16 protein-coding genes are annotated in these 18699 nt (G+C 72.8%); 8 read left to right on the top strand and 8 right to left on the bottom strand.

The window, feature by feature from the left end:
• Positions 1-17: 17 nt before the first annotated feature.
• Positions 18-959, bottom strand: coding sequence for a 5'-3' exonuclease (locus VH969_RS20290; protein WP_331976514.1), 942 nt, complete (start codon positions 957-959; stop codon positions 18-20).
• 44 nt (positions 960-1003) lie between these two features.
• Here VH969_RS20290 and VH969_RS20285 point away from each other — a divergent pair, with 44 nt between their 5' ends.
• Positions 1004-4219, top strand: a complete 3216-nt coding sequence (locus VH969_RS20285) for an AfsR/SARP family transcriptional regulator (RefSeq protein ID WP_331976512.1) — start codon at positions 1004-1006, stop codon at positions 4217-4219.
• Here the strand turns inward: VH969_RS20285 and VH969_RS20280 are convergent.
• Both VH969_RS20280 and VH969_RS20275 read right to left on the bottom strand, forming a co-directional pair.
• Entirely contained in the window at positions 4203-5015 is an 813-nt protein-coding gene (locus VH969_RS20280) for an ABC transporter permease (protein ID WP_331976510.1), read from the bottom strand. The genes VH969_RS20285 and VH969_RS20280 overlap by 17 nt on opposite strands.
• Complete coding sequence (locus VH969_RS20275) at positions 5012-5983, bottom strand: efflux ABC transporter ATPase subunit, DrrA-related (RefSeq protein ID WP_331976508.1); 972 nt, start codon at positions 5981-5983, stop codon at positions 5012-5014. Before VH969_RS20275 ends, VH969_RS20280 begins: the two co-directional genes overlap by 4 nt.
• 131 nt (positions 5984-6114) lie before the next feature.
• On the opposite strand from VH969_RS20275, the gene VH969_RS20270 reads away from it, so the two are divergent.
• Positions 6115-7257: a M24 family metallopeptidase gene (locus tag VH969_RS20270; RefSeq protein WP_331976506.1), complete on the top strand. Its 1143-nt coding sequence runs from the start codon at positions 6115-6117 to the stop codon at positions 7255-7257.
• The gene (locus VH969_RS20265; protein ID WP_331976504.1) at positions 7254-7709 is read left to right on the top strand and encodes an Lrp/AsnC family transcriptional regulator; all 456 of its coding nucleotides are present in this window, start codon (positions 7254-7256) and stop codon (positions 7707-7709) included. Before VH969_RS20270 ends, VH969_RS20265 begins: the two co-directional genes overlap by 4 nt.
• 10 nt (positions 7710-7719) lie before the next feature.
• Here the strand turns inward: VH969_RS20265 and VH969_RS20260 are convergent, their stop codons facing one another.
• Positions 7720-8463 (bottom strand): class I SAM-dependent methyltransferase, encoded by a 744-nt coding sequence (locus VH969_RS20260; protein WP_331976502.1) that lies wholly within the window; start codon positions 8461-8463, stop codon positions 7720-7722.
• A gap of 69 nt (positions 8464-8532) precedes the next feature.
• Between VH969_RS20260 and VH969_RS20255 the strand changes: the two genes are divergently transcribed.
• Positions 8533-9099, top strand: coding sequence for a CGNR zinc finger domain-containing protein (locus VH969_RS20255; RefSeq protein WP_331976500.1), 567 nt, complete (start codon positions 8533-8535; stop codon positions 9097-9099).
• Position 9100: 1 nt separating this feature from the next.
• Here the strand turns inward: VH969_RS20255 and VH969_RS20250 are convergent, their stop codons facing one another.
• From VH969_RS20250 to VH969_RS20240, 3 genes are all read right to left on the bottom strand, one after another.
• Entirely contained in the window at positions 9101-9946 is an 846-nt protein-coding gene (locus VH969_RS20250; protein ID WP_414638582.1) for a phosphatidylinositol-specific phospholipase C/glycerophosphodiester phosphodiesterase family protein, read from the bottom strand.
• A 70-nt stretch (positions 9947-10016) separates the two neighbouring features.
• Complete coding sequence (locus VH969_RS20245) at positions 10017-11087, bottom strand: GDSL-type esterase/lipase family protein (protein ID WP_331976498.1); 1071 nt, start codon at positions 11085-11087, stop codon at positions 10017-10019.
• A gap of 79 nt (positions 11088-11166) precedes the next feature.
• A complete protein-coding gene (locus VH969_RS20240; RefSeq protein ID WP_331976496.1) occupies positions 11167-12600 on the bottom strand; it encodes a S28 family serine protease in 1434 nt (477 codons plus the stop codon).
• A 170-nt stretch (positions 12601-12770) separates the two neighbouring features.
• On the opposite strand from VH969_RS20240, the gene VH969_RS20235 reads away from it, so the two are divergent.
• Complete coding sequence (locus VH969_RS20235; protein ID WP_331976494.1) at positions 12771-13595, top strand: aldo/keto reductase; 825 nt, start codon at positions 12771-12773, stop codon at positions 13593-13595.
• Between the two features lie 70 nt (positions 13596-13665).
• On the opposite strand, the gene VH969_RS20230 is transcribed toward VH969_RS20235, so the two are convergent.
• Positions 13666-15114, bottom strand: a complete 1449-nt coding sequence (locus VH969_RS20230) for a KamA family radical SAM protein (protein ID WP_414638583.1) — start codon at positions 15112-15114, stop codon at positions 13666-13668.
• A gap of 91 nt (positions 15115-15205) precedes the next feature.
• Here VH969_RS20230 and kdd point away from each other — a divergent pair, with 91 nt between their 5' ends.
• The 3 genes from kdd to VH969_RS20215 all read left to right on the top strand — a co-directional run.
• Positions 15206-16234, top strand: coding sequence for an L-erythro-3,5-diaminohexanoate dehydrogenase (gene kdd, locus VH969_RS20225; protein WP_331976490.1), 1029 nt, complete (start codon positions 15206-15208; stop codon positions 16232-16234).
• Positions 16231-17670, top strand: coding sequence for an amidohydrolase (locus VH969_RS20220; RefSeq protein WP_331976488.1), 1440 nt, complete (start codon positions 16231-16233; stop codon positions 17668-17670). Before kdd ends, VH969_RS20220 begins: the two co-directional genes overlap by 4 nt.
• The coding region (locus VH969_RS20215; RefSeq protein WP_331976486.1) for a lysine 5,6-aminomutase subunit alpha TIM-barrel domain-containing protein at positions 17670-18699 on the top strand (1030 nt) is incomplete at its 3' end. The genes VH969_RS20220 and VH969_RS20215, both read left to right, overlap by 1 nt.

Genomic DNA, 18699 nt, shown 5'->3' with positions numbered 1-18699 from the left:
CCTCGTGCCGTGGGGCGCTATGCGGTCGCGGCCGGCAACGCGGCCAGCAACCGGTCCACCGACGTGCTCAGGTCCCACTTCTCCTGCAGCGCCCGCACCCGGTCGAGGTCGCGCGGCTTCGCCGGCACGGCGTCGCGCCGGTCGACGACGACCTCGGCGTCCTTGGCCACGCGGACCACGAGCGGCGCGGCGGCGACGTACTTGGCGGCGTCCTCGAGGGCCGTCTTGACCCGCAGCGGCACCAGCTTGTCGCCCGCCTCGGCGGCGGCGAGCAGGCCCTCCAGCGAGCCGAACCGCTTGATCAGCTTCGCCGCGGTCTTCTCGCCGACGCCGGTCACGCCGGGCAGCCCGTCGGAGGGGTCGCCGCGCAGCAGTGCCATGTCCGCGTATGCCGGGCCGGCGTTCTCCTCGGGCAGCTCGTAGCGGGCGGCCAGCTCGCGTGGCCCGATGACCTCGGCCTTCGCCCACCCGCGGCCGACGTACACGACCGAGACGGGCGTCGGCTCCTCGCGGACGACCTGGAACAGGTCCCGGTCGCCGGAGACGACCTCGACCGGGTCGGTGCCCTCCCGGTGTGCGAGCGTGCCGATCACGTCGTCCGCCTCGAAGCCGGCAGCCTCGGCGGTGGCGAGCCCGACCGCGTCGAGCAGGTCGAGGATGATCGGGATCTGCGGGGTCAGCGTGTCCGGCACCTCCTCGATGTTGTTCTTCGGGTCGGCCACGCGGTGCGCCTTGTACGAGGGCAGCGCCCTGACCCGGAACGCCGGCCGCCAGTCCGCGTCCAGGCACGCCACCAGCCGGGACGGCTTCCGCTCGGTGAGGATGCGGGCGATCGTGTCGGCGAACCCGCGGACCGCGTTGACCGGCGTACCGTCGGGCGCGGTCATCGAATCGGGTAGCGCGAAGTAGGACCGGAAGTAGAGGCTGGCCGAGTCCAGCAGCGCAAGGGGACGACTCACAGGCGCCAGCCTGCCACGTCGGTGGGGGAAGGCAGAATCGACACGTGCGTATCGCGATGCTCGGACCGGTCGAGGTCCGGGCCGACGACGGGCGGCCGGTGGAGATCACCGGCGCGCGGCTGCGCACCCTGCTGATCCTGCTGGCGCTCGACCCCGGCCGCGTGGTCACCAACGCGCAGCTCATCGACGGTGTCTGGGGTGCCGGCCCGCCCGCGGAGGCGACGAACGCGCTGCAGGCGCTGGTCTCCCGGCTGCGCCGGGCGCTGCCCGAGCCGGTCGTCGAGTCGACACCCGCCGGCTACCGCCTCGCCGTGCCGCCCGACGACGTCGACCTGCACCGCTTCGAGCGCCTCGCCGCCCAGGGCCGCGCCGAGCTCGCCGATGACCCGGCCGCCGCCGCCCGCACGCTGCGTGGCGCGCTCGACCTGTGGCGTGGGCCGGCACTCGCCGACGCGGCGGACGCGGCGTTCACCCAGGCCCCGCTGGCCCGGCTGCAGGAGCTGCGGCTCGCCGCGCTCGGCGACCGCATCGAGGCCGACCTCGTCCGCCACCACGGCGACCTCGTCGCCGAGCTCGAGTCGCTGGTCGCCGAGCACCCGCTGCACGAGCGGTTCGCCGCCCTGCTGATGCGCGCGCTCGCACAGTCCGGCCGCACCGGCGACGCGCTGGCGGTCTTCGCCCGGCTGCGGGAGGCCCTGGCCGACGAGCTCGGTGCCGACCCGTCCCGAGACCTCACCGCGCTGCACCTGTCGATCCTGCAAGGCGACCCGTCGCGCCAGGAGCGCCCGCACACGAACCTGCGCGCCGCGCTCACCAGCTTCGTCGGCCGGGACACCGACCTCACGCGCGTGTCGGCCATGGTCGGCGCGTCGCGGCTCGTGACGCTGACCGGACCGGGCGGGTCGGGCAAGACCCGGCTCGCCACCGAGGTGGCCCGCGCGCTGCTCGACCGCGTCCGCGACGTGTGGCTCGTCGAGCTGGCGCCGGTGTCCGACGGCGCCGACCTGCCGCAGGCCGTGCTCTCCGCGCTCGGCCTGCGCGCCCAGACCCTGGTCGTCACCGGCCCGGTGCTGGGCGTCCCGGCCGAGACCGCCGCGCCGGCCGACCGGCTCGCCGCGGCCCTGTCGAACCGCTCGATGCTGCTCGTGCTGGACAACTGCGAGCACCTCATCGGCGCCGCCGCCGCACTCGCGAACCGGCTGCTGGGGGAGTGCCCGCGGCTGCGGATCCTCGCCACGAGCCGGGAACCGCTCGGCATCACCGGCGAGACGCTCTGGCCGGTCGACCCGCTGCCGCTGCCGCCGGCCCGCGCGTCCCGCGACGTGGCGATGACCTACCCGTCGATGCGGCTGCTCGCCGACCGGGCGGCCGCGGTGCGCCCGGGCTTCGCCGTCGACGACCGCACCGCGCTGCACATGATCGACATCTGCCGGGCGCTGGACGGCATGCCGCTCGCCATCGAGCTCGCCGCCGCGCGGCTGCGCACGCTCTCGCCCGAGCAGGTCGCCACCCGCCTCGACGACCGGTTCCGGCTGCTGACCGGCGGCAGCCGGCTCGCGCTGCCGCGGCACCAGACGCTGCGCGCGGTCGTCGACTGGAGCTGGGAGCTGCTCGACGACGCGGAACGGACGCTGCTGCGCCGGCTCGCGGTGTTCTCCGGCGGCGCCACGCTGGCGGCGGCCGAGCAGGTGTGCGCGGGCGACGATCTGGCCGCCGAGGACGTGCTCGATGTGTTGTCGTCCCTTGTGGACAAGTCGCTCGTCGTGCTCACCGAGGACGGCCGGTACCGCCTGCTGGAGACGATCAAGGCGTACGGCGTCGAGCGGCTCGCGGAGGCGGGCGAGCTGGACGCCGTCCGCTGGGCGCACGTCGACCACTTCGGCCGGCTCGCCGCGACCGCCGAGCCGTACCTGCGCCGTGCCGAGCAGCTCGACTGGCTCGCCCGCCTCGACGAGGAGGGCGACAACGTCAACGCCGCGCTGCGCACCGCGATCGCCGCGGGCGATGCCCGCACGGCCACGTGGTTCTACGCGAACGTCGGCTGGTACTGGTTCCTGCGCGGGCACAAGGTCGAGGGCGGGGAGATCGCCGCGGAGGTGCTGGCCCTGTCGGGTGACGGGAGCGAGGCGATCGGGTCCGGCACCGGGGCGACCGAGCACGATCTGGCGCTGGCGTACGGGTTCGGCGCGCTGTTCGCCATCGACGCGTTGCGCGACCAGGACGCGGCGCTGCGCTGGTTCACCAGCGCGGTCGAGCGGGCCGACCGGGCCGAGCGCCGCGACCACCCGCTGCTGCGGTTGATGCGGCCGCTCGCCGAGGTGCTGAACTCGTTCGGCCGGGCGCACGAGGTGCCACCGGACGACGCGATGGACGACCTGGCCGGCGACCCGGACCCGTGGGTGCGCGGCACGGCACTGGTCATGCGCGCGCACGCGTCGCTCAACGCGGGCCGCCGGCACGACCGGGCGGAGGCGGACTTCCGCGTCGGGCTCGCGGCCTACCGCGAGCTGAACGAGCGCTGGGGGATGTCGTTCTCGCTGTGCTCGCTCGCCGATCTCCTGGCCTGGCGCGGGCAGCTCGACGAGGCGATGGAGATGTACCGCGACGCCGTCGGGCTGTTCTCGCAGCTGGTCGTGAACGAGGACCTGGTCGGCTACCGGCTGCGCCTCGCGGTCATCCTGTCCCGGCTAGGGCGGGAGGACGAGTCGTTGGCCGAGCTCGCGCAGGCCCGCCGGGACGCCGACCGCGCGGGGCTGCCGGACTCGCTCGCCGCCGTGGCGCACGCGAGCGGCGACTTCGCCCGGCGCCGCGGCGACCTCGGCCTGGCGCAGGCGGAACTGATGCGCGCCCGGCTGATCATGGAGCAGATGGGGTCGGTGGCGCCGCAGTTCCGGGCCGTCCTCGACGTGTCGTGCGGGTTCCTGGCGTCCGCCGAGGGCGACCACGACGCGGCCACGTCGCTGCACGCCGGTGCGCTGGACTGGGCGCTGCAGTCCAACGACGCGCCGGTGATCGCGCACGTGCTCGTAGGCGTGGCGGATGCCGTGCTCAGCGGCGGTGACGCCCGGCGTGCCGCGGAGCTGCTCGGCGCGAGCGTCGCCGTCCGCGGCCTGCCGGACCTCTCGTCCACGGACGCCGAACGCGTGGCGGCGGCCACGCGTGCCGCGCTCGGCGAGGAGTTCACCGAGTGGTACACGCGTGGCCGCCAGGCCACGATCGAAACGGTGCGCGAGCTCGCGGGCTTCACACCCGCCGTTTGAAGGCGGCGACCGCGAGCGGGGCGAAGATCGCCAGGATGCCGGCCGCCCAGAGCAGCGACGCGCCGGCCGGGCCCGCCACCGGGCCGCCCACCAGCAGCCCGCGGACGGCGTCCGCCAGCTTCGTCACCGGGTTGACGTCGACGAAACCCCGCAGCCAGCCCGGCATCGTGCTCGCCGGCACGAACACGTTGCTCACGAACGTCAGCGGGAACATCACGGCGAACCCGAAGATCATGACCTTCTCCGGCTCGTTGACGAGCATGCTGACGAGCACCGAGATCCACGAGAACGCCATGGCGAACACCAGCACCAGCCCGAACGCGGCGAGCACGCTCGGCAGGTCGGTGCTGACCCGGAAGCCCATGATCGCGCCCAGGCCGAGCAGCAGCGCCATCGCCCACGCCTGCTTGACCATGTCGGCGCCGATCCGCCCGGCCAGCGGCGACCAGCGGGCGATCGGCAGCGCGCGCAGCCGGTCGAACACGCCCTTGGTCACGTCGGTGTTGAGGCCGACGCCGGTGTTGAGCGTGCCGAACAGGCTGTTCTGCACGATGATCCCGGCCAGCGCGAACGTCAGGTAGTCGTCGGTGCTGCCGGCGATGGCGCCGCCGAACACGTACGTGAACAGCAGCAGGAACATGATCGGCTGGATGGAGAAGTCGATCAGCTCCATCGGGTTGTGCTTGATCTGCACGAGCGTCCGCCAGGACAGCGTCAGGCTCTGCACGAAGCCCTCCCACGGGCGGCTGCGCGGGGGCGCGGCCACCGTGCCGAAGGTCGGCGTCATGGTCGTCATGCCGGGACTCCTTCCGTCTCGGGCTCGTCGCTGTCCTCGGTGGCGCGGTGCCCGGTCAGGCCGAGGAAGACCTCGTCGAGGCTCGCGTCGCGCAGGGCCAGCTCGGCGACGAGCACGCGGGCGTCGTCGAGCCGGCGCACCACCGCGGGCAGCAGGCCCGGGTCGGTCACCGCCGCCGTCACGGTCGACCCCTCGACGACCGGTTCGGCGGCGGTCACGTCGCGCACGACGGACAGCACGATCGGCAGGTCGGACGTGTCGGCCGGGCGCACGACGAGCGGCTGCGCGCCGGTGCGGGCCTTGAGCTCGGCCGGCGTGCCGGTGGCGATGACGCGGCCGTGGTCGACCACTGCGATCTCGTGCGCCAGCTGGTCGGCCTCGTCGAGGTACTGCGTGGTGAGCAGGACCGTGACGCCGTCGGCCACCAGGTCGCGGACGATCTGCCACATGTCGATCCGGCTGCGCGGGTCGAGCCCGGTGGTCGGCTCGTCGAGGAACAGCACGCGCGGTCGGCTGACGAGGCTCGCCGCGAGGTCGAGGCGCCGCCGCATGCCGCCGGAGTAGGTCTTGGCCGCCCGGTTGGCGGCGTCGGCCAGGTCGAACTGCGCGAGCAGCTCGCGGGCGCGGCGCTTGGCCTGGGCCCGCGGGTGGCCGAGCAGCCGGCCGATCAGCAGCAGGTTCTCCGCGCCGGTGAGCATCTCGTCCACCGACGCGTACTGCCCGGTCAGCCCGATCAGCCCGCGAACCTGGTGGGCGTTGCGCACGACGTCGAGGCCGCACACCTGCGCGTGGCCGGCGTCGGGACGCAGCAGCGTGGTCAGGATCCGCACGGCCGTGGTCTTGCCGGCACCGTTGGGCCCGAGCAGGCCCAGCACGGTCCCCGTGCGCACGGCAAGATCGACGCCGTCGAGCGCGGTCGTCTCGCCGAACCGCTTGGCCAGCCCTTCGGCCAGCACGGCGTTGTTCATGGTCTATCCCCCTTCGGGTGGGTGTGGCACCAACATTCGCCCCACCGCCTGACAGACCACTGAGACGTGGCCACGCCGCGCTGACATGTCGCTGATACGGCCCGTGCCAGCGCAGGACTAGGCTTTCCCGCATGTCGACCACCGTTTCCGCGACCGATCCGACCGCTCTGCGCGCGCGCCTGGACCGCGCCCGGGAGGCCGCCGGGACCGCCGGCGTGGACGCCATGCTGATGGCACCCGGGTCGGACCTGCGCTACCTCCTCGGCGGGTCCGGCACCTCGTTCGAGCGGCTCACCTGCCTGGTCCTGCCCACCGCCGCGGCCGGGCGCGCGCCGGTGCTGGTGGTGCCCAAACTCGAGGCGCCCGGCTACGCCGCGGTGCCCACGGGCGAGCTCGGCGTGGAGATCGCCACCTGGGTCGACGACGAGGATCCGTACGCGCTGGTCGCGTCGCTGGTCGGCGGGGCGTCGCGGGTGGCGCTCGGCGACGTGATGCCGGCGCTGCACGTGCTCGCGCTGCGCCGCGCGCTGCCGGCCGCGGACCAGGTGCTGGCCGGACCGATCGTGCGCGAGCTGCGGATGCGCAAGGACGCCGCCGAGGTCGACGCGCTGCGCCGGGCCGGCGCGGCGATCGACCGGGTGCACGCGCGGATGGCGGAGTTCGTGCGCGTCGGCCGGACCGAGGCGGAGGCGGGCGCGGACATCGCGGCGGCCATCGTCGAGGAGGGCCATTCGACCGCGGACTTCGTGATCGTCGGGTCCGGGCCCAACGGCGCGAGCCCGCACCACGACCTGTCCGGCCGGGTGCTCGAGGCGGGCGACGTGGTCGTGGTCGACATCGGCGGCCCGGTGCCGGAGGGCTACTGCTCGGACAGCACGCGCACGTACGTGCTCGGCGAGCCGCGCGACGCCGACGTGGCAGACACGTACGCGGTGCTGCAGGCCGCCCAGCAGGCGGCGGTCGACGCCGTGCGGCCCGGGGTCGCGGCGCAGGACGTGGACGCGGCGGCGCGGCGGGTCATCGCCGACGCCGGATTCGGCGAGTACTTCATCCACCGCACGGGCCACGGCATCGGCCTCGACGTGCACGAGGACCCGTACATCGTGTCCGGCAACCGGCTGGCGCTGGAGCCGGGCATGGCGTTCTCCGTCGAGCCCGGGATCTACCAGCCCGGCCGTTGGGGCGCCCGGATCGAGGACATCGTGGTGGTCACCGAGGACGGCGTCGAGGCGTTGAACCGCCGGCCGCACGAGCTGACCGTGCTTCCGGCATGACCGGCTCGGAGCTGGAGCCGATCGACCAGGCGATCGCGCGCGAGCTGTCCGCGGACGGTCGGTGCAGCTTCACCGACCTCGCGGAGCGGGTCGGCCTGTCGGTGTCCGCGGTGCACCAGCGCGTGCGCCGGCTCGAGCAGCGCGGCGTGATCCGCGGATACTCCGCGCAGCTCAATGCCGACGTGATCGGACTGCCGCTGACCGCGTTCATCTCGCTGACGCCTATCGACCCCGCCGCGCCCGACGACTATCCACAGCGGATCAGCCACATCCGCGAGATCGAGGCGTGCTACTCGGTCGCCGGCGACGAGTCGTACATCCTGCTGGTGCGGGTGGCCTCTCCGGCCGCGCTCGAGGACCTGCTGCGCCGGGTCCGCGAGGCGGCCAAGGTCTCCACCCGCACCACGGTCGTACTGTCCACTCCGTACGAAGGCCGGTCGCCGGCGCTGTGATCGCTCGCGCCTAGCGCACGGCGACCAGCACGTGGTCGTCGCCGAACTGCCACACCGGGGCGGCCTCGGCGAAGCCGGACGCGCGCAGCAGCTCCGCGTGCTCGACGACGGTCAGCTCGTTCTCGGTGTGCTCGATCGGGGCCGGCGGGCGGCCGTCGAGCAGCGGGGCGAGCTCGGCGTCCTCGCCCAGCGCCTGCCACCACTGCGCCCAGCCCTCGTGCCGGTGCGTGCCGGCCCGCGCGGTCCGGCCCGCGCGCACGGCCAGCGCGATGTGGTCCACAGTGGAATTTCCGGGGGCCATGTGGTCGGCGTTGACGAACACGCCCCCGGGGCGCAGCCGCTCGGCGAGCGTCCGGTAGAGCGTGGCGAGCGTGTCGGCGTCGAGCCAGTGCAGCGCGGTGGAGGACACCGCCGCGTCCCACGGGCCGCTCAGCCCTGTGCGCTCGGGCCAGCTCGGGTAGCCGAGGTCCGCCTGGACCAGCCGTACGCGCGGGCCGGTGTTCGCGGCGCCGAGGCCCAGCAGCAGCGGGTCGGCGTCCACCCCGACCACGTGCACCTGGGGGAGTGCCGCGGCGAGTCTGGCCGACAGCGACCCCGGTCCGCAGCCGAGGTCCACGACGTTCGCCGGCCCGGTGCCGACCGCGGCCCGGACCGCGTCGATCACCACGCGGAAGCGCTCCTCGCGGTCGGGAATGTCGTACTCCTGCTGCCGGTCCCACCGCTTGACCCAACGCTGCGCCGTCGTACCCTGCATCGCCAACCTCCATGACTGTCTATATGCTGGATGACAGTGACGCTAGCCTGCGGAGAGGTAACTGGTCAAGTGGAGTTCGACAGTCACACGAGCGACGTCGTGGGTCATGTGGTGGCGTTGATCAACGAGGTCACGCCCGGGGAGCGGCACGGCCGGGGGTTCTCCGCACCGACGGACCTGGTGGCGACCGTGCGCGAGGTGCTGCCGCCCTCGCGCACGGCCGGCCACCCGAGCGACGACGAGGCGGCCGAGCTCGCCGGCTGGGCGGGCCGGCTGCGCACGGTGGTGGAGCGCGTCGACGCGGGCGACGTGGACGGCGCGTGCCTGGAACTCAACGCGATCATGCGGGCGACCGGCGCGGTGCCGACGCTGTCCCGGCACGACGGCGAGCCGTGGCACCTGCACTTCCACAGCGCGGACGCCGAGTGGGCGGTGAGCTGGGCGGCGTCGATGGCCACCGCCCTCGCGGTCGTGCTGGGCAACGCCGCGGTCGAGCGGCTCGGCATCTGCAACGCGGCCGGCTGCGACCGCGTCTACGTGGACATCTCGCGAAACGGCACGCGCCGCTTCTGCTCGACGGCATGCCAGAACCGGGTGAAGGCGGCGGCCTTCCGCGCGCGGAAGACCGCCACCTGACTCAGCTCCGCAGGAAGGCCTCGAGCCCGGCGAGGTCGTCGGTGTTGATGTGGTCCACGCCCGCCGCCACGAGCTCGCGCCAGACCGCCTCGCGTTGCGGGCCGGCCGCGTCCGGTGTCTCCCAGAAGCGCACCCGCTGACCCGCGGCGTGGGCGGTGTCGACGATCTCCTTCAGCTCGGCCCGCTCGCCGGCCGGCATCTCGCCCTCGCCGCGCCAGTCGAACAGCGTGGTCCAGTTGTCGGACACCAGCGGCGTGAGCCGGGCGTCGTCCCCCGGGCCGAGGTCGTCGGGGTTCGCGATGCGGCCGTCGTAGAAGGCGACGCGGGTCGGCTGCGCCTCCATCGTCGAGCGCGGCCGGTTGCCGGACACGACCGCCGTGATCGGGCCGCGGTGGACGTGGCCGTGGCGGAACTTCGTCCAGAGGAACGAGTACCGGGCCGAGCGCAGCAGCTTGTCGAGCGCGGCGTACGTGGACTCGCCTTCGGTCTTGATGTCGATCAGCAGCTGGAAGTCCGTGCGGTGGCCGGGGTAGATGCCGCCGTGGGTCACCTCGTGCCGCAAGGGATCCAGGTACAGCGAGCGCAGCGTCCGGTCGGGGTCGAGGTCCTCCGGATCGTGCGCGACGAGCAACTCGCCGTCGACGAGGAAGATGTCCGCCTCGACGCTCGTGAAGCCGTGATCCAGCGCGTCGTAGAGCGGCCGGTCGTGCTCGTAGTCGTTGTGCGCGTGGGCCTGGGCGAGCGGCTTGACCCGGTGGTGTTCGGGCGCCGCGGTGGCCGGCAGGGCGACGGCGACCAGGCCGAGCAGGGTGAGCAGTAGCAGCAGGGAACGGTGCAGGGCCCGCACAGGGAACCTCCGTGGCTGGGGGACAGCGGGTGTACAGCCACGGTAGGGCACCGGCGTGCGCCGGGTGTCGTCACGAGCCCGTACTGGTGGCCGCGTGGAGGCTGCCGTCGCGCCCCGGCAGGCACGCGGCCGCCCGGTCGGGAGTGTTCAGGAACTCGCCCAGGCAGCGGCCGATCTGCTCGTGGCCGGCCTCGTTCGGGTGAAAGGACTCCTGCAGCGCGTGGGTCGCGCGGTCCTCGTGCTGCAGGTCCTCCCACTCCACGGCCAGCCGGCGGAACCACTCCTGGCTCGTGTCCTTCTCGTGCGTGCACGCCTCGTGGCCGACGCCGGCGCGCGACAGGTCCAGGAACCGGGCGCCGACCTTCGCAGCCGCCTCGCGGACGCCCGCGGTCAGGATGGGAACCGCCTTCTGCTGCACCCACTCGAGGTCTTCCGTGCGGAAGGGACAGCCCGACAGGTCCTGCAGGTCGGCCACCACGTCCGGGCCGACCGGCGCCGCGTACGACTGGACGACCAGCTGGTAGTCCGACTCCGCGTACCCGGCGTTGCGCATCACCTCGCGGACGTCCTCGAGCGCCCTCGTCAGCTTCGGCTCCATCGCCTCGACCCGGTCCGACCACTCCGGCCCGACCGTCTCGCCGCACGGCCGCCCCCGCCCGGTCCACGCCTCCACGCACGCGTTCAGCACGTGCGAGAACGCCGGCTCGTCGTTGGCCCCGGCCGCGACCACGACGGCCACCACGCGGTTGCGGGCCGCGATCGGCGCGAGCCGCTTCGCCTGCGACGGCTCCGTGTACTGCTCGACGTCGCCGAGGCCGACCTGCGGGGAGGGCGCGCCCGAGCAGGCCAGGTTGTACACCCGGTCGATCGGCTGCAGGCCCGTCTCGTTGATCGACGCGTGCGGAGAGCGGTGACACCAGTCGCCGTTCTCGCCGTCGGTGCCCGGCTCGTAGTCGCCGGCGCCCTCGCCGGAGACCGTGCTGTCGCCCAATGCCACCAGCACGCGCGGCGCGTTCTGCGGCGGCCCGGGCAGCGGGGTCGGTTCGGGCGCGAGGCCGTCGCCCACGAGCAGAACCGTGCCGAGGAGCAGTATCACCACCGCGAGCGCGATCCACGCTCGCCATCCGGACGGTCGTCGCATCGCACTCAGCGTAGCGGCCGGCGCGGTCGGCACATGAGAACGGCGCCCCCGGCCCGGGGGCGCCGTTCTCCTGGCTCGGTCAGAGGGGGCGGCGGATGTTTCGCGGATCCCGCTGGTCGAGCGTGCTGACCGCGGCGGACCGCTTGGCGGCCGGGGCGGCGCTCACGCCGGCCCAGCGCAGCACCGTCGCGGTCGCGGCGGCCTTGTCCGCCGGGTTCAGCTTCGCGATGTTCGCACCGTGGTTCGCGCCGGGCGCGGTGTAGGTGTACGAGTCCTTGTCGCTCGAGTGGAACTGCTCGGCGCCCCACGGGTCGTCCGCGCCGTACACGAACAGCATCTGGCTCGAGTCCCGGCTCACCCACCGGTCGACGTCGGACATCGGCCACGGGTCGTGCTTGGCCCGCAGCTGCGGAGGCAGGCTGGAGTTCGCCACGTACAGCTTCGGGTAGTGCAGCAGGCCCTTGAGGTGGGCGAACTTCGGCTGCGGCCAGCCGAGCTGGGTCGCGGCCTGGTAGTAGTACGGCGAGTAGAACAGGATCGCGTCGTCGGCGTAGAACTCGAAGCCGGCGACGTTCTCGATGAAGTCGAAGATCTCCTGGTCGGTCGCCGTGCGCGGCGGCACGGAGCCGCAGTCGGCCTCGCTCGAGTACTGCCAGAACGCCCACTCGGTGTCCAGCACGGTCATCTCGAACGCCTTGTCCGTCGAGCCGAAGACCCGGTCGAAGGAAAGGTTGTGCTCGGCCGCGAACTGGTCGTAGAGGTTGACCAAGTTCGTGCGCCGGGTCAGCGCCTCCTTCTGCAGGTTCTCCAGCGCCGTGCGGCAGGCCGGGGTGGAGCCGACGCTCGCGAAGAAGTCGTCGTACGCCTTGTCCTGGGCGTTGTTCGCGTCGTTCGGCGCGACGTAGGCGACCACGCCGTCCACGTCACGCGGGTAGAACCGCCGGTGGTACACCGAGGTCATGCCGCCCTTGCTCGCACCGGTCGAGATCCACTTCGCCGCGTAGATCGGCTTGAGCGCCTGGACGATCTTGTGGTGGTCGGTGGCCGCCTGCCATATGTCCAGCTTGGACCAGTCCGCCGGGTTCGGCCGCGACGGGCTGAAGAACCGCTGCTCCACCGAGATCTGGTTGCCGTCCACGAGCGCGGTCGGCTCCGAGCGGAACGCGTACTCCGGCATGTTGTAGCCGGTGGTGTGCAGGATCATCGGCCGCGCGGTGTCGCGGTGCAGCAGCTGCAGGCGCTGCTCGAACGTCGGCCCCTGCGGGTTGCGGTGGTCGACGGCCTGGCGGAACGTGAGGAAGAAGAACCGGAACCCGGGTGCGGGCGCCGGCTCCTCGGAGACGACCGTGAGCCCGGGGACGGCCTCGAGCTGGTCCCGGAGGTCGTCCTGGGCCTGCGTGCTCGCCGCGTGCTCGGGACCCGCCTGGGCCGGCAGTGCCGTGGTCAGCCCGACCATGCCCGCCGCGACCACGGGCAGGATCACCGCCGCGAGCGTCCTTCTTCGGATGGACACGCCTTCTCTCCCTCGCATCAGCTGGTCGCGTAGTGTGTGCGACCGACCTGCGAGAGTGTTCCTGAGCGACCACTTCTGGGGTAGGTCCGATCAAGGGCACTTCACTACGCGTACGCGCGGTCACCCCTGGTGCACGTGTGCGGGCGGGCCTGTGTGGGTACGAACTCCCCATGACGATTCCCAACCTCACCCTGAACAACGGCGTCGCCATGCCGCAGCTGGGTTTCGGTGTGTTCCAGGTCCCCAACGAGGAGACGGCCGCGGCGGTGGGCGAGGCGCTGCGCGCCGGCTACCGCAGCATCGACACCGCGAAGGCGTACGGCAACGAGGAAGGCGTCGCGCAGGCGCTCCGCGAGTCCGGCATCCCGCGCGACGAGCTGTTCATCACGACCAAGCTCTGGAACGACGACCACGGCTACGACTCCGCGGTACGCGCCTTCGAAGGGAGCCGGCAGCGGCTCGGCCTCGACTACGTCGACCTATACCTGATCCACTGGCCGACCCCCAGGCGCGACGACTACGTCGAGACGTGGCAGGGGTTCGAGAAGCTGCTCGCCGACGGCGTCGTGCGGGCGATCGGCGTGTCCAACTTCCAGCCGGCACACCTGCGCCGGCTCGTCGACGAGACCGGCACCGTCCCCGCGGTCAACCAGATCGAGCTGCACCCGTACCTGCAGCAGGCCGAGCTGCGCGGGATGCACGGCGACCTCGGCATCGCCACCGAGGCGTGGAGCCCGCTCGCGAAGGGCGGCGACCTCCTGGGCGAGCACGCGGTGACCGAGCTCGCCGCCAAGCACGACCGCACGCCGGCGCAGGTCGTCCTCCGCTGGCACCTGCAGCTGGGCAACGTGGTGATCCCGAAGTCGGTCACCCCGGCGCGCATCCGCGAGAACCTGGACGTCTTCGGCTTCGAGCTGGACACGGACGACGTGGCCCGGTTGTCTACTTTGGAGCGCGGCCTGCGCACGGGCCCGAACCCGGACATATTCAACTGATCCCGTCGCGCTCGACGCCCGGCGAGCCCCTGCGCCCGCCGGGTGCCGAAGCACGCAGCCGCGTCGCGGACTAGGCCTCGTCGCCGAGAGAATCGCCGAGGGAGTCGCCGGAGGACTCGAAGTCCGCCCACCACTTCTGGCCCGTCTCGGGCAGGGTGGCGATCGGGTCGTAGTACGGGTACTTGCGGCTCAGCGCGTCCGGGTCGGTGCGCTCGATGCCGGTGCGGTAGTTCTTCGTCCAGTACGAGATGCCGCGCTCGGTGTCGTACTCGGCGAGCTGGTGCACCCAGCGCTTCCCCACGTACGGCACGTCACAGATGATCCGCGGCGTCGCGTACCCGGGCAGGTAACCCATGATCGCGTGCTGCAGCTGCTGCGCCTCCCAGACCGCGACCCGCCAGTGCTCCGCGTTGGGGATCATGTCGCACATGTAGAAGTAGTACGGCAGGATGTTCGCTTCCCCTTGCAGGGCAAAGCAAAGGTCCAGCAGGTCGTCCGGTGTCGCGTTGACACCGCGCATCAGCACGCCCTGGTTGCGCACGTCCCGCACGCCGACCTCGAGCGCGGTCCGCGCCGCCTCGGCGACCAGCGGCGTCACCGACTGCGCGTGGTTGACGTGCGTGTGGATCGCGAGATTGACCCCGCGCCGGCCCGCGGTGCGCGCAAGCCGCTCCAGTCCCTCCACGACCTTCGGCTGCAGCCAGTGCTGCGGCAGCCCGGCCAGCGCCTTGGTGGCGAGCCGGATGTCGCGCACGGTCTCGATGTCCAGCAGTCGCATGAGGAACGACTCGAGCTGGTGCCACGGCACGTTCGCCACGTCGCCGCCGGAGACCACCACGTCGCGCACGCCCGGCGTGCGCTTGAGGTAGTCGATCATCTGGTCCTGCCGGTCGACCGGCTTGAGCGCGAGCTTGTGCTTGTCGATCTGCGGCGTGGAGTTGCCGACCAGGTCCATCCGCGTGCAGTGTCCACAGTACTGCGGACAGGTCGACAGCAGCTCGGCCAGCACCTTGGTGGGGTAGCGGTGCGTGAGGCCCTCGACGACCCACATCTCCGCCTCGTGCAGGGAGTCCCGCGACGAGTACGGGTGGTTCGGCCACTGTGGATCGCGATCGCTCGCGATCGGCATCATGTAGCGGCGGATCGGGTCCGCGAGCAGCGCCTTGGTGAACGCGTCCTGGTCGAGCTCGGCGTCCGGCACCATCGTGTTCAGCATCTGCGGCGGCAACAGCATGGACATCGTCGCGAGGTTCTGCTGGTCTGCCACCAGGTCCTCATAGAACGACTCGCCGACCAGATCGCCGACCACGGCGCGGAGCTGCTTCACGTTCTTCACGCAGTGCACGCGCTGCCACTGGGCGTCACGCCACTGGGCATCCGTGATGTGGCGCCAGCCTGGGAAGCGGCGCCAGTCCGGCTCCACCAGTTCCCGTCTGACGTACTCGTACGGTTGCTTGCCGGTCTCGTCGACTGCCTCGGAGACCGTAGTGGCGGCTGTGACCACGCTGCGTGCGGGCATTGCCGTCATCTGTTCTCCTCGCTGCGTTGTTGACGTAAAGATATGCTGCCAGAACGTATCCTAGACGCAAATCCTACGGAAGGAGGGTTGAGTGTCGTCGCCCTTCGGTCTACATCGCGTCGTGGAGCCGGCCGGGGTGCTGCCGCAACAAGCATGGCGCCTCTCGACCGAGACTCACTCGTGGCCGGATGAGGTGCTGGTGGACGTCGAGGTGCTCAACCTTGACGCGGCCTCCTACCGCCAGCTACGCGAGGAACACGGCGAACCCGACGCCATCCGGCGTGCGGTGCTCGACATCATCGACGAGCGGGGCAAGATGCACAATCCGGTCACCGGATCGGGAGGCATGTTGCTCGGCACGGTTCGCGAGGTCGGCCCGGATTCCCCGCTCGGTCTCCAGCCCGGCGATCGCATCGCGACGCTCGTGTCCCTCACGCTCACTCCACTGCGGATCGACGACGGGCTCGCGAACTGGGACGGGGCCGGCGAGCAGGTACCGTGCCGCGGCAGCGCCGTCCTGTTCGGACGCTCGATCGCCGCGGTGCTGCCCGGGGACCTCCCGGACGAGCTCGCACTGTCCGTCCTGGACGTCTGCGGCGCGCCCGCGCTCACCGACCGCGTGGTCCGCGAGGCCGGCACGGAGCCGTCGGTGCTGGTCCTCGGCGGGGGCGGCAAGTCCGGCAGCCTGTCGCTCGCCGCGGCGCGCCGGGCGGGTGCGGGCCGGCTCGTCGCGCTTGTGCCGACCCGGCAGGAGGCGGACGCGGTCGAGGCGTCGGGCCTCGCCGACGAGGTCGTGGTGGCCGACGCCCGCGACCCGGTGGCGGTGTCCGAGGCGGTCGGTGCGCCGGTCGACGTGACGGTCGTGTGCGTGGACGTGCCCGGCTGCGAGCACGGCGCGGTGCTGGCCACGGCGGACGGCGGCACGATCGTGTTCTTCTCGATGGCCACCTCCTTCTCCGCGGCCGCGCTCGGCGCCGAGGGCCTGGCCGCGGACGTGCGGATGCTCATCGGCAACGGCTACGTGCCGGGCCACGCGACGTTCGCGCTCGACCTGTTGCGCACGACTCCGGGGGTTCGCGAGCTGTTCGAGCGGCGCGAGCGGCACACTTCACGCACATGAGCGTCCTGTTCACCGGTGGCCGGATCCACGGCGGCCCGGCGACCGCGCTGCTCGTCGAGGACGGCGTGGTCGCCTGGCTCGGCGCGGGTGACCCGCCCGCGGCCGGTCGGACCGTGGACCTGGCCGGCGCGCTCGTGACGCCGGCGTTCGTCGACGCCCACGTGCACGCCACCTCGGCCGGCCTGCTGCGCACGGGGCTGGACCTCACCGGCGCCGGGTCGGCGGCCGACGTGCTCGACGCCGTCCGCGACCGGGTGCGTGCCCAGCCCGGGGTGCTCGCGATCGGCCACGGGTGGGACGAGAGCCGCTGGGCCGCCCCGCGCCCGCCGTCGCGTGCGGAGCTCGACGCGGCCGCGGGCGCCACGCCGGTCTACCTCACCCGCATCGACGCGCACTCCGCGCTCGCCTCCACCGCGCTCGTCGACCTCGCGCCGCAGGCCCGCACCGCGGCCGGGTGGACGGCCGAGGGTCCGCTCGCGCGCGACGCGCACCACCACGTCCGCCGCGCCGCCTACGAGTCGATCACGCCCGAGCAGCGCCGCGCGGCCCAGCTCGGGTTCCTCCGGCACGCCGCGTCGATGGGCGTGGCCTGCGTGCACGAGTGCGGCGGTCCGGACATCGCCGGGCTCGAGGACTTCCAGGCGCTGCTGGCGCTGTCCGGCCCGCTGCCCCGCGTGGTCGGCTACTGGGGCGACTTCGGCGCCCGGCCGCCCGGGGCGCACGGGCTTGCCGGCGACCTGTTCGTCGACGGCGCCTTCGGGTCCCGCACCGCGGCCCTGCGCGAGCCGTACGCGGACGCGCCGCATACCAGCGGCGCGCGCTACCTCGACGCCGAGCGCATCGCCGAGCACCTGGTCGCGTGCACCGAGGACGGTGTCCAGGCGGGCTTCCACGTCATCGGCGACGCCGCGGCCGGGGCCGTGGTCGCGGGCTTCCAGCTGGCCGAGAAGGTCGTGGGGGAGCAGGCGCTCGGGGCCGTCCGGCACCGGCTCGAGCACCTGGAGATGATCACCGCCGAGCAGGCGGACGAGCTGGCCCGCTTCCGGGTGGTCGCGTCCGTACAGCCGCGGTTCGACGCCGCGTGGGGCGGGCGCGACGGCATGTACGCGCGGCGGCTCGGCGCGGACCGGGCCGCGGGGCTCAACCCGTACGCGATGCTCGCCGCGGCCGGCGTGACGCTCGCGTTCGGCTCCGACGCGCCGGTCACCCCGGTCGACCCATGGGCTACCGTCCGCGCCGCGGTGCACCACCGGACGCCCGGCTCGGGGCTGCCGTTCGACGACGCGTTCGCCGCGCACACCGCGGGTGGCTGGGCCGCGTGCGGGGAGCCCGGCGGCACGCTGTCGGCCGGCGCGCCGGCCACGTTCGCGGTGTGGCGCGACGAGACGTGCGTGCGGACCGTCCTTTCCGGAACCACAATTCACGAGGTGTCGTAATGGCTTTGCTGGACCTGGATCCCGAGGTGGTCGCCACCGCGCGCAAGCTCGCCGCGCGCGCGGCCGAGCCCGTGGTCGGGATCGCCAGAGCGCACACCACCGTCGCGGTCGAGCGCGCCACCCTGCGCCTCGCCGGCATCGCGGGTGCCGACTCGACCCACCGGGCCGGCGACGTGCCGTGGGTGAACCGGATGGTCGACACGATCCGCGAGCACTGCGGCCTCGAGCACGGCGCGGTGCTGCCCGCGTTCCACGCGCTGCGCGAGCACGACCTCTCGACGCTGACCGAGCTCGCGGAGGCCACCGCCGCCGGCCAGATCCAGTACACCGTCCCGGGTGGACGCGACGCCGAGCGCGCGGTGAAGGCAGGCCGGACCGCAGTCGCGAAGGGCCTGCGCACCGTGGATCGCAACCGGGCGCAGCGCGACCGGCTCGTCGCCCGCTACGGCAACCCCCCGCAGCGGCCGTGGATCTACCTGATCGTCGCGACCGGCGACATCGACGAGGACGTCGTGCAGGCCGCCAACGCCGCCCGGGCCGGCGCCGACATCATCGCCGTGATCCGCTCCACCGGACAGTCCCTCCTGGACTACGTGCCCGAAGGCGCCACGCACCACGGTTTCGCCGGCACCTACGCCACCCAGGAGAACTTCCGCATCATGCGGGCCGCCATGGACGAGGTGTCCAAGGAGGTCGGCCGCTACATCCGGGTCACCAACTACGCGTCCGGGCTGTGCATGCCGGAGATCGCCGTGCTCGCCGGGCTGCAGCGGCTCGACATGATGCTGAACGACTCCATGTACGGCATCCTGTTCCGCGACATCAACCCGATCCGCACGTTCGTCGACCAGCGTTTCTCCCGCCAGGTGCACGCGCGGGCCGGCATCATCATCAACACCGGCGAGGACAACTACCTCACCACCGCCGACGCCGTCGAGGCCGCGCACACGGTCACCGTGTCCCAGCTGCTCAACGAGCACTTCGCGCACGAGGCCGGGCTGCCCGACGAGCTGCTCGGCCTGGGCCACG

Source organism: Actinophytocola sp. (assembly GCF_036555685.1).
GTDB lineage: Bacteria > Actinomycetota > Actinomycetes > Mycobacteriales > Pseudonocardiaceae > Actinophytocola.
This window is presented reverse-complemented; position numbering and strand designations above follow the sequence as displayed.